This is a genomic window from Micromonospora sp. NPDC002717 (assembly GCF_040295705.1).
Taxonomy (GTDB): Bacteria; Actinomycetota; Actinomycetes; order Mycobacteriales; family Micromonosporaceae; genus Micromonospora.
The window spans coordinates 56,339-73,135 of record NZ_JBEOVW010000030.1; the positions used below are offsets into that span (position 1 = coordinate 56,339).

At 71.5% G+C, this 16,797-nt stretch carries 9 protein-coding genes; 3 read left to right on the plus strand and 6 right to left on the minus strand.

All coding sequences use genetic code 11. The annotated features are described in order from the left end of the window. Window positions 1–50: 50 nt before the first annotated feature. Window positions 51–6,968 (plus strand): polymorphic toxin-type HINT domain-containing protein, encoded by a 6,918-nt coding sequence (locus ABT006_RS29640; protein ID WP_350711701.1) that lies wholly within the window; start codon window positions 51–53, stop codon window positions 6,966–6,968. A 41-nt stretch (window positions 6,969–7,009) separates the two neighbouring features. Continuing rightward, on the plus strand, window positions 7,010–7,378 hold the full coding sequence (locus ABT006_RS29645; RefSeq protein WP_350711702.1) for a hypothetical protein: 369 nt from the start codon (window positions 7,010–7,012) through the stop codon (window positions 7,376–7,378). Window positions 7,379–7,469: 91 nt separating this feature from the next. Here the strand turns inward: ABT006_RS29645 and ABT006_RS29650 are convergent, their stop codons facing one another. Next, window positions 7,470–8,444, minus strand: coding sequence for an Acg family FMN-binding oxidoreductase (locus tag ABT006_RS29650; RefSeq protein ID WP_350711704.1), 975 nt, complete (start codon window positions 8,442–8,444; stop codon window positions 7,470–7,472). 304 nt (window positions 8,445–8,748) lie between these two features. Between ABT006_RS29650 and ABT006_RS29655 the strand changes: the two genes are divergently transcribed. After that, entirely contained in the window at window positions 8,749–9,387 is a 639-nt protein-coding gene (locus ABT006_RS29655) for a response regulator (RefSeq protein ID WP_350711705.1), read from the plus strand. 98 nt (window positions 9,388–9,485) lie between these two features. Here the strand turns inward: ABT006_RS29655 and ABT006_RS29660 are convergent, their stop codons facing one another. The 5 genes from ABT006_RS29660 to ABT006_RS29680 all read right to left on the minus strand — a co-directional run bounded on the left by ABT006_RS29660 (window position 9,486) and on the right by ABT006_RS29680 (window position 16,564). Next, entirely contained in the window at window positions 9,486–11,162 is a 1,677-nt protein-coding gene (locus ABT006_RS29660) for a sensor histidine kinase (RefSeq protein WP_350711719.1), read from the minus strand. Between the two features lie 99 nt (window positions 11,163–11,261). After that, the gene (locus ABT006_RS29665; RefSeq protein WP_350711707.1) at window positions 11,262–12,272 is read right to left on the minus strand and encodes an Acg family FMN-binding oxidoreductase; all 1,011 of its coding nucleotides are present in this window, start codon (window positions 12,270–12,272) and stop codon (window positions 11,262–11,264) included. Between the two features lie 65 nt (window positions 12,273–12,337). Continuing rightward, window positions 12,338–13,210 carry a universal stress protein gene (locus ABT006_RS29670; protein WP_350711709.1) on the minus strand — a complete coding sequence of 291 codons (873 nt, stop codon included), beginning with the start codon at window positions 13,208–13,210 and terminating at the stop codon, window positions 12,338–12,340. Further along, a complete protein-coding gene (locus tag ABT006_RS29675; protein WP_350711711.1) occupies window positions 13,207–15,609 on the minus strand; it encodes a phosphoketolase family protein in 2,403 nt (800 codons plus the stop codon). Before ABT006_RS29675 ends, ABT006_RS29670 begins: the two co-directional genes overlap by 4 nt. Window positions 15,610–15,736: 127 nt before the next feature. After that, entirely contained in the window at window positions 15,737–16,564 is an 828-nt protein-coding gene (locus tag ABT006_RS29680) for a universal stress protein (protein ID WP_350711712.1), read from the minus strand. Window positions 16,565–16,797 lie beyond the last annotated feature (233 nt).

Below are 16,797 nucleotides of genomic sequence, written 5' to 3' on the forward strand. Positions count from 1 at the left end.
TCGAACCACCACAAAAGCTGCGAAAGCGGCCTAACCGGATCTATGTCGCCGTGGCGGCGGCGCTCACCGGCACCCTCGCCGTCTCCGGCCTGTCGGTGCCCGCGCAGGCGGCGCCCGACCCGACGAAGCTCACCGGCCAGCGGGAGAGGCTCGACAAGCACGGCGGCACGGCGCAGGGGCGGGCGTACCCCGTCAAGGAGGCGGAGAGCGCGAAGCTCGCCGCCCCCGTGTGGCCGGAGCCGGGCAAGGCGTCCGTGACCCTGCCCGACGCCCCGGCCGGCGAGCGGCGGGCCGCCGCTGCTCCGGTCAAGGCGGGAGCACTGCCGGTGTCGGTGAGCCGCGCCCCCGGCGCGGCGGGCGACCGCGCGTCGGCGGTGTCCGTGGAGGTGCTGGACCGGTCGGCGGTGCCGGCGCGCTGGCGCGACGGCCTGCTGCTGCGCGTCGGCGGCGCCAGCGCCGACCCGCCGGCGACCAGGGCGGGCGCGACCGCCGCGCCGGACGGGGCCGCGCCCCAGCCGGCCGCCGCCACCGTCTCGGTGGACTACCGCGGCTTCAAGCACGCCTTCGGTGGCAACTGGTCGTCGCGGCTCACGCTCTGGCAGGTGCCGGAGTGCGGGCTGCGCACCCCCGGGAAGGCCGAGTGCGCGGCCACCCCGCTGAAGTCCCGCAACGACGGCAGCTCCGTCAGCGCCGAGGTGCCGGTCACGGCGAGCGGCGCGGACGCGCGGAGCGCCGAAACCACCACCACGCTGGTGGCGTTGGCGGCCGGCTCCTCCGGGCCGGAGGGCGACTTCTCCGCCACCCCGATGTCGGCCAGCGCGACCTGGTCGGCGGGCACGTCGACGGGCGGCTTCACCTGGTCGTACCCGATGCGGATGCCGCCGGCCATCGGCGGCCCGGCGCCGACCCTGGGCCTGTCCTACACCTCCGACAAGGTCGACGGCCAGTCGGACGCGTCGAACAGCCAGCCGTCCTGGGTCGGTGAGGGATTCGACCTCTGGTCCGGCTACATCGAGCGCAGCTACGTGCCGTGCGCCGACGACATGACCGGCGGCAACAACAGCACCAACCGCACCGGTGACCAGTGCTGGCGGTCCGACAACGCCACCCTGTCGCTCAACGGGCGCGGCGGCGAGCTGATCTACGAGGCCGGCAAGGGTTGGCACACCCGCAGCGAGGACGGCTCGAAGATCGAGAAGCTGACCGGCGCCGGCAACGGCGACGACAACGGTGAGCACTGGAAAGTCACCACGTCCGACGGCGTGCAGTACTTCTTCGGCCTGAACAACCTGCCGGGGCAGGGCAGCGCGACGAACTCGGCGTGGACCGTCCCCGTCGCCGGCAACCACACCAACGAGCCGTGCAACGTGTCGTCGTTCGCCTCGTCGTTCTGCAACCAGACGTGGCGGTGGAACCTCGACTACGTCGTCGATCCCCGGGGCAACACGCTGTCGTACTGGTACGACAAGGAGACCAACTACTACGGCAAGAACGCCACGTCGACCAACAAGGCCCTGTACACCCGGGGCGGCGTGCTGAAGCGGATCGACTACGGCACCTGGGACCGTGGCGCCACCGACCGGTCCGTGACCCCGCTCGCGCAGGTCGTCCTGAACAGCGTCGACCGGTGCGCGTCGGACTGCCACGTCAAGGACGCGGCGCACTGGAAGGACGTGCCGTGGGACCAGGAGTGCACGGCCGGGGCGGCGGACTGCAAGGAGAACTACGGTCCGACGTTCTGGACCACCAAGCGGCTGTCGACCGTCACCACCCAGGTCTGGGACACCACCAAGACCACCCCGGCCTGGCAGCCGGTCGACTCGTGGACGCTCGGCCACACCTACCCCTCGGTCGGTGACGGCAGCGACCACGCCGGCCTGTGGCTCAGCTCGTTGCAGTACAAGGGCCTCGTCGGCGGCACCGAGGCGATGCCGCCGGTGACGTTCGAGCCGGTGTCGATGCCGAACCGGGTCCTCAGCAAGAACAACACCAGCAACAACCGGATGCGGATCGGCAACATCGTCACCGAGACCGGCGGCAAGATCCAGGTCACCTACAGCCTGCCCGACTGCACCTCCGGCAGCCTGCCGTCGGCGCCGGAGACCAACACCCGGCTCTGCTACCCGGTGGTCGGCCCGGACCCGTACGACTCCAGCAAGGAACTCACGGAGTACTGGCACAAGTACGTCGTGAAGCAGGTGTCCGAGTCGGACATCATGGTCATGGCCAGCGGCTCCGACCGCGGCCAGCCGGTGCAGAACACCTACTACAAGTACCTGGGCACGCCGGCGTGGCACTACGCCGACGACAACGGCCTGGTCAAGCCGAAGCGCAAGACCTGGAACCAGTTCCGCGGCTACGCCCAGGTCGAGGTCCGCAAGGGTGACGCCCCGACGCAGACCCTGACCCGCACCACCTTCCTGCGCGGCATGCACGGCGACCGGCTGAACAAGTCCGGCGGCACCCGCGAGGTCACCGTCGCCGCGTCCCTGGGCACCGAGACGGTGTACGACGAGGACCAGTTCGCCGGCATGGTGCGCGAGCAGGTGATCTACAACGGCGTCGACACCAAGCCGGTCAGCAAGACCGTCAACGTGCCCTGGCGCTCGCCGGCGCTCGCCACCCGCACCATCAACGGCGACGAGGTCACCGCCCGCTGGACCAACATCCGGATCACGTACAGCGGGACCGCCCTGGGCGTGGACGGCGGGTCGGGCTGGCGGGTCTCGCGCACGGTGTCGAACTTCAACGACACCTACGGCACCACGGACAGCGTCCAGTTCGACGGCGACATCGCCAAGACCGGCGACGAGAAGTGCACCACCTACCTCTACAACCGCAACACCGGCGCGAACATCACGCAGACGGTCAAGCAGACCACCGTCAAGGCCGTGCCCTGCGCCACCGCGCCGGCCAGCCAGGACGACATCCTCGCCGACGAGCGGAAGTTCTACGACGGCGCGACCAGCGTCGACACCGCGCCGACGACGGGTGCGGTCACCCGGGTCGACCGGCTGAAGGACTGGTCGGCCGCCGGTGGCACCGTGTGGCAGACCGTCAGCCAGGCCACCTTCGACGCGTACGGGCGGCCGACGACCGCCACCGACGTGCGCGGCCGGACGGTGACGACGGAGTACACCCCGGCCACCGGTGGCCCGGTCACCAAGGTCGTCACGAAGACGCCCGACCCGAACGGCAGCACGACCAACTGGACCACCACGATCGAGACCCGGCCCTACTGGGGCGCGCCGATCCGGACCACCGACTACAACGGCCGGGTCGCCGACATGGAGTACGACCCGATGGGTCGGCTCGCCCGGGGCTGGAAGATCGGCTGGTCGAAGGCCGACCACCCGACCAGCCCGTCGGTCGAGCACACCTACTCGTACGCGCCGAACCGGGACGCCTACCCGTACACGAAGAGCCGGACGCTGCACGCCGGGGGCGGCTACCTGACGGCGTACGACATCAAGGACGCCTTCCTGCGGCCGCGCCAGACGCAGGTCGCCGGCGTGGGCGGCGACCGGGTCGTCACCGACACCCTGTACGACGCCGTCGGCCGGGCCGTGACGACCTACCAGGCGCACGCCGAGCCGGGCGCGCCCTCGGGCGCGCTCTGGTGGGAGCCGGAGTGGTCGGTGCCGGCGCTGTCGAAGACCGTCTACGACAATGCCTCCCGGGCCACCGACGGGGTCTTCTTCGGCACCGACGGCGTCACCAACCTGGTCGAGAAGTGGCGCACCACCACCCGGTACCTGGGCGACACCACCACCGTGACCCCGCCGGAGGGCGGCACCGTCACCACGTCGAAGACCGACATTGAGGGCCGCACTGTCGAACTGCGTCAGCAGGTCGACAAGACGGGGGTCAAGCCGGACCACGTCACCACGTACACCTACAACCGCAAGGGCCAGCTCACGCTGGTCAAGGACACCGGCGGCAACGAGTGGGTCAACACCTACGACGTCAAGGGCCGGCAGATCACCGCGAAGGATCCGGACAAGGGCACGACCACCACCACCTACACCGAGTACGACCAGGTGGAGACGACCACCGACGCCAACGAGAACGTGCTGGTCAACCAGTACGACTCGCTGGGCCGGCGGACCGGTCTCTACCAGGGCAGCATCGCAGCGACGAACAAGCTCGCCGAGTGGAAGTACGACAAGCTCTACAGCGGCGAGACCGTCCGCGGTCAGCTCACCCAGAGCATCCGATACGAGTCGGCGGGCTCCGCCAACGCCTACAAGTGGCAGGCGCGCGGCTTCAACACCCGCTACCAGCCGACCGGCGCGAACTACGTCATCCCGGCCAACGAGGGCACCAGCCTGGCCGGCACGTGGATCTACGCCTACGGATACTCGCCCTACGACGGCAGCCCGGCTGCCATCACCTACCCCGCCGGTGGCGGTCTGACCACCGAGAAGGTCGAGACGAAGTACGACCCCGTCACCGGCCTGCCGACGGAACTGGCCACCAACCTGATCAACGTCGGCCGCTACGTCATCGGCCAGGACTACACCCAGTACGGTGAGCCGACGCTGACCACCCGCAAGACCGATGGTGGGGTCTACGTCCAGGACACCACCTACTACGACCTGACCACCCGTCGGGTCGACCGGGTGAAGATCAAGCCGGAGACCGCGACCGGGACGGTGGCGGACACCCGCTTCACCCGGGACGCGGCCGGCAACATCCTGTCGATCGCGGACACTCCAGAGGTCGGCGCGGCGGACACCCAGTGCTTCGGCTACGACGAGCTGCGGCGGATGACCACCGCGTGGACGCCGAAGTCGGGCATCGACTGCGCGGCGGACCCGAGCGTGCCCAACCTGGGCGGCCCGGCGCCGTACTGGCACGAGTGGAGCATCGACGACGTCGGCAACCGCAGCACCGAGAAGGTCCACACCGCCGCCGGCGACACCACCCGCTCCTACACGGCGCCCACCAGCGGCAAGGACGTGGTCCGTCCGCACGCCGTCACCCAGGTCGTCACCGAGGCGCCGGGCCAGTCGGCGGTCACCACGACGTACGCCTACGACGACGCCGGCAACATGACCTGCCGGCCGGTCGGCACCGCCGCCAACGCCTGCGACACCGGGGCGAACTCCCAGACGCTTAACTGGAACTCCGAGGGCAAGCTCGCCTCGGTGAGCGCGGGCGGGCAGACCGTCGAGACCAACATCTACGACGCCGACGGGGTGCGGCTGATCCGCCGCGACGCCACCGGCACCACCCTCTACCTGCCGGGACAGGAGATCCGGCGCGAGAACACCTCGGTCGTCACCGGAACCCGCTACTACAGCTTCGCCGGCAAGACCGTGGGCAACCGGACCCCGACCGGGCTGACGTGGCTCTACACCGACCACCAGGGCACCCAGCAGACGGCGATCGACGCCGGCACGCAGGCGGTCAGCGTCCGCCGGCAGACCCCGTACGGCGATCCGCGCGGCAGCCAGCCGCAGTGGACCAACAGCAAGGGCTTCGTCGGCGGCGACAAGGACCCGACGGGTCTGACCAATATCGGGGCCAGGCAGTACGACCCGGGGTTGGGGCGGTTCATCTCGGTCGACCCGATCCAGGACCTGACCGATCCGCAGCAGTGGAACGCCTACGCCTACGGCAACAACAGCCCGGTCACCTTCGCCGACCCGACCGGCCTCAAGTCCTGCTCCGACGACAACTGTCGCGACGGTGCGGACTACGAGGACATGTACGGCGAGTACCACGAGGTCGACGGCCCCAACGACGGCTGCAACGGCAAGTGCGGCGACGACGACTGGGCTGCGGCCCGGGCTGCACACGAGGCTGGCGGCGGCAACGGGGGCGGCAAGGGCGGTGGGAGAAAGGGCCCCACCGACGAGCAGATCAAGCGTGCCAAGGAAATCAAGAAGCAGAACGCCATCGACATCATCATCAAGGCCGGCGGTCAGATCCTGCTCGAGTTCTTCGGCATCAACGACATCATGGACTGCATCGGCGGTGACCTGAAGGCATGCGCCTGGTCACTCGCCGGCATGCTGCCGTGGGGCAAGGCCCTCCAGTTGGCCAACAAGGCCGGAGACCTGGTCAAGATGCTCGGCCGGGCGGGCAAGGCGTTGATGAAGTGGTCCGAGGAGTCCAAGTGGGCCGATGACGTCCTCGAACAGGCGGAGTCGTGTCTCGTCAAGCACAGCTTCGCCCCCGGCACAAGGGTCCTGATGCCTGACGGGGCGGAAAGGCCGATTGAGGAACTGAAGGAAGGCGATCAGGTTGTCGCCGCCGATCCCGAAACCGGCCGCACGGCAGCTAAGTCGGTCACCCAACTCCACCGTAACGAGGACACGGATCTGACTGACGTGCGGGTTGCTGTGGAGGGTGGGGGTGAGTCGGTCCTCCGGACTACGAATCACCATCCGTTCTGGAGTGAAGAACGGGATGAGTGGGTCTATGCGGCGGACCTACGAGTTGGTGAGAAGTTGCGTTCGGGCGACGGGCGCGAGGTTACGGTAAGGGCCGTTCGCTCCTACGTCGGAGCGAAGGTGATGCACGACCTGACTGTTGCCGAGTTGCACACCTATTTCGTCATGGTCGACGACGCGCCTGTGCTCGTGCATAACAATGGGTGTGGCCCAGGGGTTCCCTCCCACTTGGTTGGCAAGGGCGACGATCCACTCGTTCCGGAACTTGTGGCCGAGATTCAAGGGCGCTACCCGGGACATGTGCGGGCGGAAGGCATCAAGATCATAGGCGAGAACGCTGAGCCTTTGACTGACTTTGACATTGTGACAAGGAACGCCGTGATTCAGGTGAAGAGTGGAAATGCCAAGGGTGCCTTGAAGCAGGCTCTCAAGACGCAGACACTCACGAATCTCCCCGTGGTCGTGTATATTCCTCAAGCTCGAGGAAGTGTGGTCAAGGGGCTGGAGCGGGCGGGGATCATGGTCACGAGGGATAAGGAACTTCTCCTGGAAGTCATCAAGCCTTAGAGCCGCAGGTGGGGGATGGGATGCGCCCAACAATCATTTTGTTGTCCGACCCCATGGGTAGGTCGGAGCTTGAAAACCGCTTGCGGAGGGCGGGAGAGTATCACCGGAGGGAGCCGTTCGACCTCTTGATGATCGGCGAATGCTCGTTCGGTATCGATCTTTCCAACGACGTCATGTCGGAGTATGAAGAAGGGGAACTGGAAGATATAGCTGGTCGTGTAAACGAAGCCGAGGGCATCCTCGTCGAATATTCTGGCGTCGGTTGCGTGCGGCGGCTGCTCGAGGTCGTTCTTCCGCAACTCAACGGGCTTCTTGATACCAACCACGGTGAGTTCGTTTCATATCCGGAGGTGCTGTCCAGGTTTAAGAGTGAGCCCGACTGGGACTGGTCGGTTCCTTCTTCGCAGTAACACGGCGCAATCATGGTGATCCCTGCGGCAGTCGTCGCAGGGATCACCTGTTGCGTGAATTGCCGGCCGTTGGGCAGCCAGGAGTCGTTGCTTATACGTGCGGCACCGGCAGATCGAGAACTTTCTCGACGGCGCGGCGCGGGGTGGGCCAGCCCGGCTGGCCGTACCCGATGCGCATGACCATCTGCGGCGTGCCGAACCGCCCCAGCGACAGCCGCAACCGCTCCCGCGCGCTCGGCACCTCGATCGGCTGGGACAGCATCGACACCGCCAGCCCCGAATCCGTCGCGGTCAGCAGCACCCGCTGCAACGCCTGGCCGGCGACGACCTGGTCGACGGCGGTGTTGCCGGGCGAGCCGAGCACCACGACCAGCGGCTCCGGCTCGAAGTCCCGCCCCGGCGCCCGGTCCAGGCCGCCGAAGCCCCGGGAGGGCAGCAGGTCCTGCGGCTCGCCCAGCGGACCGCCGGACGCGACCGGCACCCCGTCGGGGGCGGGGGCCGAGCGCACCCACTCCTGGCGTTCGGCCACGTACGCCGGGTCGCGTTCGAGGACCCGGTGGGCGCTGCGGGCGATCTCGGCGAACGCGTTGACGGCGCTGACCCCGATCAGCAGCTCCAGCCAGCAGTGCTCGGCGCGGGCCGCCTCGGCCAGCCGCCAGCGGGCGTCGGCGGGCACCGGGTCGGGCCAGAACGGCGCCCGGTTGCTGAACCGGCGGGGGATCGCCGCGTGCAGGGCCTGCTCGGCGGGGGTGGGGCGGCGCGGCACGTCCGGGACCAGCCGGGCCACCACGTCCGGCTCCGCCGGGTAGGGGCGCAGCCGTACGGTCGCCGGGGCGCCGGCCGCGGCGAGGGAGAGCCGCAGGTTGAACAGCGCCGCGCCGCAGGCGATCCGGACGCCCCAGCCGTTCGGGTCGGTGGCCGGCAGCCGCCGGGCCGGGTCGACCAGCACCTCGATGCCGCCGTCGCGCAGCCGGAACCGCCACGGCTGGGTGTTGTGCAGCGACGGTGCCCGTACGGCGTCGGTCGCGGCGGCCCGTAGCTGCTCGACGGTGAAGCCGGTGTCCATGATTGTGCTCCTTCCCGTGGCAGTTCGTGCCGTCCCCGTCCGGTACACCTCCACGGTGCGTCAGCGGGGTGGGGCGCGGGCAGGGCCGGACGTCCCGTCCCGCCGGGCCCGACCGGCCCCGTCCCAGGTCACGGGCCTTCGGCCCGACCGGCTCCGTCGCAGGTCAGAGGGCCTTCGGCCCGGCTGGCTCCGCCCACCTGCCCACGGGCGTCCCGGTGGAGTGGGGCCGGACGACGGCGTGGACGGGCCGGTTCGGGACCTTCGGCCCGTGCGGAACCCGGTGGGTACGGGGTAGAAACGAGGGATGATCCGCGTGTTCCTGCTCGACGACCACGAGGTCGTCCGTCGTGGCCTGGCCGACCTGCTGCAGAGCAGCGGTGACATCGAGGTGGTGGGCGAGTCCGGTCTGGCCCAGGAGGCGGCCCGCCGCATCCCGGCCCTGCGGCCGGACGTGGCGATCCTCGACGCGCGGCTGCCCGACGGCAACGGCATCGACGTGTGCCGGGACGTCCGGGCCGTGGACTCGTCGATCAAGGGCCTGATCCTCACCTCGTACGAGGACGACGAGGCGCTCTTCGCGGCGATCATGGCTGGCGCCGCCGGCTACGTGCTCAAGCAGATCCGCGGCACCGACCTGGTCGACGCCGTGCGCCGGGTGGCGGCCGGCCAGTCGCTGCTCGACCCGGCGATCACCACCCGCGTGCTGGAGCGCATCCGTAGCGGCGTCGAGCAGCCCCGCGAGCTGAAGTCGCTCACCGAGCAGGAGCGGCGGATCCTGGAGTACGTGGCCGAGGGCCTCACCAACCGGGAGATCGCCGGGAAGATGTTCCTGGCCGAGAAGACGGTGAAGAACTACGTCTCCAGCGTGCTGGCCAAGCTCGGCCTGGAGCGCCGCACCCAGGCCGCCGTCCTCGCCACCCGGCTCCTCGGCAAGACCCGCTGACCGCCACCGACCGTCGCGCCCGTCGTCCTGCCCCGTCCCGTGGGGCAGCTCGACAGCGCGCGCGAGGAGCCCACACGAGCGGGCGCCGGGTCGCGGCGTCAGGCGGGCAGGGGGACGGACCAGTGGAGTTCGGTGCCGCGGGGCTCGGCCCGGCGTACCTCGAACTCGCCACCGTGTCGTTCGGCGCGCTCGCGCAGGTTGACCAGCCCGCCGCGCGCGGCGGCCGGGTCGCAGCCCACCCCGTCGTCGGTGACGGTCAGTGTCACCCTGCCGGCGTCGACGCGCACCGCCACGGTCAACCGGGTGGCCTGGGCGTGACGTACGGCGTTGGAGAGCGCCTCCCGCAGCACGGCGGTGACGTCGGGACGGACCTCGTCGGGGACGGCGCTGTCGATCGGCCCGGTCAGCTCCAGGCGGGGCCGGTAGCCGAGTGACTCGGCGGCCACCTCGACCGCCTCGCGGATCTCGGTGCGCAGCGCCGCGCTCATCGGGGTGCGCAGCTCGAAGATGGTGCGGCGGATGTCCTTGATGGTGGCGTCCAGGTCGTCGACCGCCGCGTTGATCCGCTTGGCCAGCTCCGGCCGGGTGGCCATCGGGGCGGCGCTCTGCAACTGCAGGCCCGTGGCGAAGAGCCGCTGGATGACCACGTCGTGCAGGTCCCGGGCGATCCGCTCGCGGTCCTCCAGGACCACCAGCAGCTCCCGTTCCTCCTGCCCGCGGGCCCGTTCCATGGCCAGCGCGGCCTGCCCCGCGAAGCTGCCCAACAGGGCCATGTCGTCGTCGGTGGCCACGGGCAACCGGTCGGGGCGGTGCGCGATCACCAGCACGCCGTGCAGGGTGTCGGCGGTGGCCAGCGGGGAGACCACCGCCGGTCCGGTGCTCAGCAACGCCGGCCAGGGCGCGGCGTGGGCCAGGTCCGCCACCTGGTCGTGCCGGCCCTCGGCGACGGCGGCGGCGAAGCTCGTCTCGGCCGCGGGCAGCACCGTGCCGACCAGCGCGCCGGCCTGCTCGTCCGCCCCGTCCACCACCTCGACGGTGAACTCCTCGGCGTCGGGGTCGTAGAGCAGGACCAGCGCCACCTCCGCCTCGGCGACCTCGCGGGCGCGTCGGGCCACCAGCGCCAGCGCGTCGGTGCGGCGCACCTCGCCCAGCAGCACGCCGGTGATCTCGGCGGTCGCGGCGAGCCAGCGCTCCCGCCGGTGGGCCAGCGCGTAGAGGCGGGCGTTCTCGATCGCCACGCCGGCCGCCGCGGCGAGCGCGACCACGATCTCCTCGTCGTCCTCGGTGAACTCCGCGCCGCCCTGCTTCTCGGCCAGGTAGAGGTTGCCGAAGACGTGGTCGCGGATGCGCACGGGCACGCCGAGGAAGCTGTGCATCGGCGGGTGGTGCGGCGGGAACCCGTAGGACTTCGGATGCTGGGTGATGTCGGGCATCCGCAGCGGGCGCGGATCGTCGATGAGCAGGCCGAGCACACCCCGCCCGTGGGGCAGGTCGCCGATCTTCGCGTGCAGCTCCGCGTCGATGCCGTGGGTGATGAAGTCGTGCAGCATCCGGTCCTGGCCGATCACGCCGAGCGCGCCGTAGCGGGCGCCGGCCAGCTCGCAGGCCGCCTCCACGATGCGTTGCAGGGTGCTGCGCAGATCCAGGTCGGTGCTGATGCCGACCACCGCGTCGAGCAGGGCCCGCAGCCGCTCCCGGCTGGTCACCACCTCGCCGACCCGGTCCAGCATCTCCTGGAGCAGCTCGTCGAGCCGGATCCGGGACAGCGGGCTCAGCCCCAGGGAGGGGGTCACGTGCGGTTCGTGCGGGGGGTTCGGTGCGCTGGCGGCCACCGGGCGATGGTATCTCCCGGTGGCCGTGGCCGACGGCGCGCGCTACGCGCCCCCGGAGCGGACCGCCGACGTGTCCACCACCTGCCGCACCTCGAGCCGCGGGGTGTGCGGCGGGCCGGCGTGCGCCGGGTCCGCGATCCCCAGCCGCAGCACGAGGTACGGGTAGCCGAGGCCGGCCAGCAGCCCGCGCAGCGTCTGCCGGGTGCCCGCCACCTCCACCACGCCGCTCAGCGGTACCACCGACACCCCGAGCCGGGTGGCGGTCAGCCAGGCGGCCGAGAGCGCCTCGCCGGCGCGCAGCCAGCTGTCCGGCTCGTCCTCGTCGCCGTAGAGGAGCCCGTACACGGCGGCCCGGTCGTGCCCCGGACCGACCGGCAGGGTGCCGGGGCGGCCGAAGTCCCGGGCCGGCACGGTGGTCTGCGGCGCCTCCGCGGGCAGCACCTCCGGCGGCAGGCCGGTGCCGGAGCCGCCCCGGCTGGTCCAGTACTCCAACTCCTCGCGCAGCTGCGAGTCCTCCGCCTCGACCGTCGCGGCGTGGCTGGCGACGGCGGCCAGCTCCAGGATGTTGTCGCGGTCGAGGAACTGGAGCTGGCACCCCTCGGCGGCGACCGCCGCCGCGATCCGCCCCAGGGTGGCGGTCGGCACCGGCTCGTCGCTGACCGGGCGCCGGTCCGTGTGCCGGACCTGCATGCACTGCACCAGGCGCATGGCCTCCGGGTCGGCCTCCACGCGGGCCAGCCCGGTCAGCCGGGCGAGCAGATCAGGGGCGTCCGGGTCGGGCATCCGCTCCACCACGGCCGTCCAGCCCTCCGCGGCCAGCGCCACCCGCGCGTGGTGCAGCGCCGCCCCGCAGCTGTACGCCACCAGGCGGCCCTCCGGGTCCGTGGCGGTCAGCCGGGGATCCCGGACCACGCGCAGCTCCAACGCGTCCGGCAGCACCCGCCACCGCCACGGCTGGCTGTTGTGCACGGACGGGGCGTGCCCGGCCGTCGCGGCGGCCTCCGCGAGGGCGGTGGTCAGCGGGCGGTCCCTGGCCGGCGTTTCGTGGCTCATCGTCACGACCTTTCGTTTCTCCCCATCGTGCCCCAGCCCGGCGGAGCCCCGGGCGGGCCCCTCGTTCAGCGTTCCCGGACCACGGCCACCGGGCAGTGGGCGTGGTGGATGAGCTGCTGGCTGACCGAGCCGAGCAGCATCCCCGTCAGGCCGCCGCGGCCGCGGGTGCCGACCACCACCAGGGACGCGGTGCGGCTGGCGTCGACCAGCAGGGACGCCGGGCTGCCCGCTGTCACCGCCACGTCGACCTCCACGTCGGGGAAGGACCGGCTCCAGCGGGCCAGCGGCTCGTCCAGCTCGGCCCGGTCGGCGGCCGTCGCCTCCCACGCCTCGGGCCCCGACGGCGGGCGCTGGCCGGGCCCCGGGTGCCAGGCCCGCAGCACGCGCAGCGGCAGCCCCCGGGCGGCCGCCTGCTCGTACGCGAAGCCGAGCGCCACCAGCGAGCACTCCGAGCCGTCCACGCCGACCACCACGGGCCCCGTCCGCCCGCCCGCGGCTGCCTCCTGGCGGACCACCACCACCGGGCAGTGCGCGTGGGCCGTGACCGCCACCGCCGTCGAGCCGACGAGCAGCCCGCCGAAACCGCCGTGCCCCCGCGTGCCCAGCACCAGCAGGCCGGCCCGGCTCGAACGCTCCTGGAGCACCACCGTGGGCGGCCCGTCGAACACCTCACCGGTGACGGTCAGTTCCGGGTGCGCGGCGACCGCGTCCGCCGCCGCCTTGCGTACCAGCTCCTCGACCTGCCGGCGGGCCGCCTCGTCCGGCCAGATGCCCGGGGCGATGCCGGGGCCGACCCAGCCGGCCACGGTGACCCACTCGAAGACGTACGCCAGCCGGACGGGGCGTCCGCTGCGGCCGGCCTCCTCCAGCGCCCACTCCAGCGCGACCGAGGCGTCGGAGGAGCCGTCGTAGCCGACCAGGATCTCGTTGCCGCTCATGCCTCACTCCTCAGACCGGCCTCCGTCTCGCGGACCCAGCGCCATTCTGCGACCCGAGGGTCGTCCTCGCCGTAGCGGCGGGTGTAATCCCGGCAGGACTGGCGCGCGTCGACCATGTCCTGCCGCAGGTGGGCGGCCCGGGCGGCCAGCCCCGGCACCCGGTCGATCACGTCGATGACCAGGTGGAAGCGGTCCAGGTCGTTGAGCATCACCATGTCGAACGGCGTGGTGGTGGTGCCCTCCTCCTTGTAGCCGCGCACGTGCAGGTTGTCGTGGTTGGTCCGGCGGTAGGTCAGCCGGTGGATCAGCCACGGGTAGCCGTGGTAGGCGAAGATGACCTGCCTGTCCCGCGTGAAGATCGTGTCGAACTCCTTGTCCGACAGCCCGTGCGGGTGCTCCGTCGGGGGTTGCAGGCGCATCAGGTCGACCACGTTGACCACCCGCACCTTCAGCTCCGGCAGGTGCTTGTGCAGCAGGTCGGCGGCGGCCAGCGTCTCCAGCGTCGGCACGTCGCCGGCGCAGGCGAGCACGACGTCCGGCTCCTCGCCGCCGTCGGTGCTGGCCCAGTCCCAGATGCCGATGCCCCGCCGGCAGTGCATGACCGCCTCGTCCATCGACAGCCAGTTCGGCGCGGGCTGCTTGCCGGCCACCACCACGTTGATGTAGTGCCGGCTGCGCAGGCAGTGGTCCATCGTCGAGAGCAGGGTGTTCGCGTCCGGCGGCAGGTAGACCCGTACCACCTCGGCCTTCTTGTTCATCACATGGTCGATGAAGCCCGGGTCCTGGTGGGAGAAGCCGTTGTGGTCCTGCCGCCACACGTGGCTCGACAGCAGGTAGTTCAGCGACGCCACCGGCGTGCGCCACGGGATGCCGCGGGTCACCTTCAGCCACTTGGCGTGCTGGTTGACCATCGAGTCGACGATGTGGATGAACGCCTCGTAGCTGGTGAAGATGCCGTGCCGGCCGGTGAGCAGGTAGCCCTCCAGCCAGCCCTGGCACAGGTGCTCGGAGAGGACCTCCATCACCCGCCCGTCCGGCGAGAGGTGCTCGTCGCCGGGCACCGTCCCGGCCATCCACGCCCGGTCGGTGACCTCGAACGCCGCGCCCAGCCGGTTCGAGGCGACCTCGTCCGGGCCGAAGAGGCGGAACGTCTCCGGGTTGGCGGTGATCACGTCGCGTATCCACGGGCCCAGCACGCCCGTGGCCCCGGCCACGGTCTCGCCGGGCCGCTGCACGTCGATGGCGTAGTCGCGGAAGTCCGGCAGCCTCAGGTCGCGCAGTACCAGCCCGCCGTTGGTGACCGGGTTGGCGCTCATCCGCCGGTCGCCCGTCGGGGGCAGCTCGGCCAGCTCGGCCACCGGCGCGCCGGTCGCGTCGAAGAGTTCCTCCGGGCGGTAGCTGCGTAGCCAGCGCTCCAACTCGGCCAGGTGCTCCGGGTTCTTCCGTACCTCCGCCAGGGGCACCTGGTGCGCGCGGTAGGTGCCCTCCACCCGCTTGCCGTCGACGTCCCGCGGCCCGGTCCAGCCCTTCGGCGTACGCAGGACGATCATCGGCCAGCGGGGACGCTCGACGGTGCCCCCGGAGCGGGCCCGCCGCTGGATGTCGGCGATCTCGTCCAGCGCCCGGTCCAGCGTGGCGGCGAGCGTCTGGTGCACGGTCGCCGGGTCGTCACCGGCCACCACGTACGGCTGGTAGCCGAAGCCGCGCATCATGTCCAGCAGGTCGCCCTCGGGGATCCGGTCCAGCACGGTCGGGCCGGCGATCTTGTAGCCGTTGAGATGCAGGACGGGCAGCACCGCGCCGTCGCGGGCCGGGTTGAGGAACACGTTGGACAGCCAGCTCCCCGCGAGCGGGCCGGTCTCCGCCTCCCCGTCCCCGATGACGCAGGCGACCAGCAGGTCGGGGTTGTCGAACGCCGCGCCGTAGGCGTGGCTCAACGCGTACCCCAGCTCGCCGCCCTCGTGGATCGAACCCGGCACCTCCGCCGCCACGTGGCTCGGGACGCCGCCGGGGAAGGAGAACTGGCGGAACAGCCCGGCCATGCCGGCCTCGTCGCGGCCGATGTGGTGGTACCGCTCGCTCCAGGTGCCCTCCAGCCAGGTGTTCGCGACGATCGCCGGGCCGCCGTGGCCGGGCCCGGTCACGATCATGGCCCGCAGGTCACGGGCGACGATCACCCGGTTGAGGTGGGCGTAGAGCAGGTTCAGTCCGGGGCTGGTGCCCCAGTGGCCGAGCAGCCGCGGTTTGACGTGCTCGGGCGCCAGCGGCACGCGGAGCAGCGGATTGTCCAGCAGGTAGATCTGCCCGACGGTCAGGTAGTTCGCCGCCCGCCAGTAGGCGTCCAGCCGGCGCAGCTCGTCTCGGGTCAGGGGGCTGTGCAGGTCGAGAGCGGTGTCCATACTGCATGAGCCTCTCGCGGATAGGGGAATCCTGCATCCTCGGAGCGCGGATTCGTCCGGGCCGGTCCCAGCTTCGCCGGTCGGCGTCGATGTGGATCAGGGCCGTTGGTCCCGCGCCGGGCGGGCGTTACGCCCCGTCCACCGGCCCCCCCGTCAGGCCGCGCACCACGATCACCGGCGCGGGGGAGTGGTAGAGCAACGCCTGGCTCACCGCGCCGAGCATGCCCCGCCACGGCTCGTCGCCCCGGGCGGCGACCAGCGCCACCTGCGCCGAGCGGGACTGATCGACCAGGACGGTACCGGGGTCGCCGCGGATCGTGTGGCACTCCGCCGGCACCGACGGGAACCGGCGCGCGTACCGCGCCACCAACTCGACGAGCAGGCCGGGGTCCTCCGTGCCCTCCTCCGGCTCGACGACCCGGACGGCCAGCAGTCGCGACTCCCGCCGGGCCGCGCACTCGAACGCCCACTCCAACGCGCCCCGGGAACTGGCGGAGCCGTCCACCCCGACCAGCACCGGCCCCTGCGGCGGCGGATCCCGGCGGGCCACCAGCACCGGGCATCCGGCCCGGGCGGCGAGCTGCACCGCCGGTACGTCGGCCGGCACGCAGTCGCCGCAGGCCGCCATGCCGGCGTCTCCGATGGCGAGCAGGAACGCCGACTCCGACCGGCGGACCAGGGTGGCGACGACGGCACCTTCGACGATCTCGCCGCTGACCGGCAGCGCCGGGTCGACCTCGGCGGCGATCTCGGCGGCCCTGGAGATCAGATTCTCGGCCTCGGCGCGCGGCCCCGCGATCGACGGGGCCTCCAGCGCGGCCGTCCAGTTGAACGCGTGCAGCAGGCACAGCGGGCGGCCGTGCGCGGCGGCTTCCTGCGCGGCCAGCCTGACCACCGGCAGGTTGCGCTCCGAGCCGAGCCCGACCAGCACGGCCGCCTCGGTGGCTGCGGCCATCCGGCATCACCTCCGCAGGCGTCGCGCCCGGCCCTGTCGTCGAGGCTAGTACCGGTGGTGGGGCCGCGGGGTGTGATCGGCGGTTGCTCTGCGTCGTGGCTCGCCGGCTTGGTGGCGTTGTGGCTCGCTGTGCGGTCGTGGTGGGGTGTGGGTTGCTCTGCGGTCGTGGTGTGGGTGTGGGTTGCGGTGCGTGGTGGTGGGGGTGTGGCCCGCCGTGCCCGGCTCCGGGCGGT

What these genes read in the sequence shown, in the direction of transcription:
- ABT006_RS29665 (WP_350711707.1), bottom strand. Translation starts at nt 12,272, where the DNA reads ATGAGCCACGAAACGCCGGCCAGGGACCGCCCGCTGACCACCGCCCTC.
- ABT006_RS29680 (WP_350711712.1), bottom strand. Translation starts at nt 16,564, where the DNA reads ATGGCCGCAGCCACCGAGGCGGCCGTGCTGGTCGGGCTCGGCTCGGAG.
- ABT006_RS29675 (WP_350711711.1), bottom strand. Translation starts at nt 15,609, where the DNA reads ATGGACACCGCTCTCGACCTGCACAGCCCCCTGACCCGAGACGAGCTG.
- ABT006_RS29670 (WP_350711709.1), bottom strand. Translation starts at nt 13,210, where the DNA reads ATGAGCGGCAACGAGATCCTGGTCGGCTACGACGGCTCCTCCGACGCC.
- ABT006_RS29650 (WP_350711704.1), bottom strand. Translation starts at nt 8,444, where the DNA reads ATGGACACCGGCTTCACCGTCGAGCAGCTACGGGCCGCCGCGACCGAC.
- ABT006_RS29655 (WP_350711705.1), top strand. Translation starts at nt 8,749, where the DNA reads ATGATCCGCGTGTTCCTGCTCGACGACCACGAGGTCGTCCGTCGTGGC.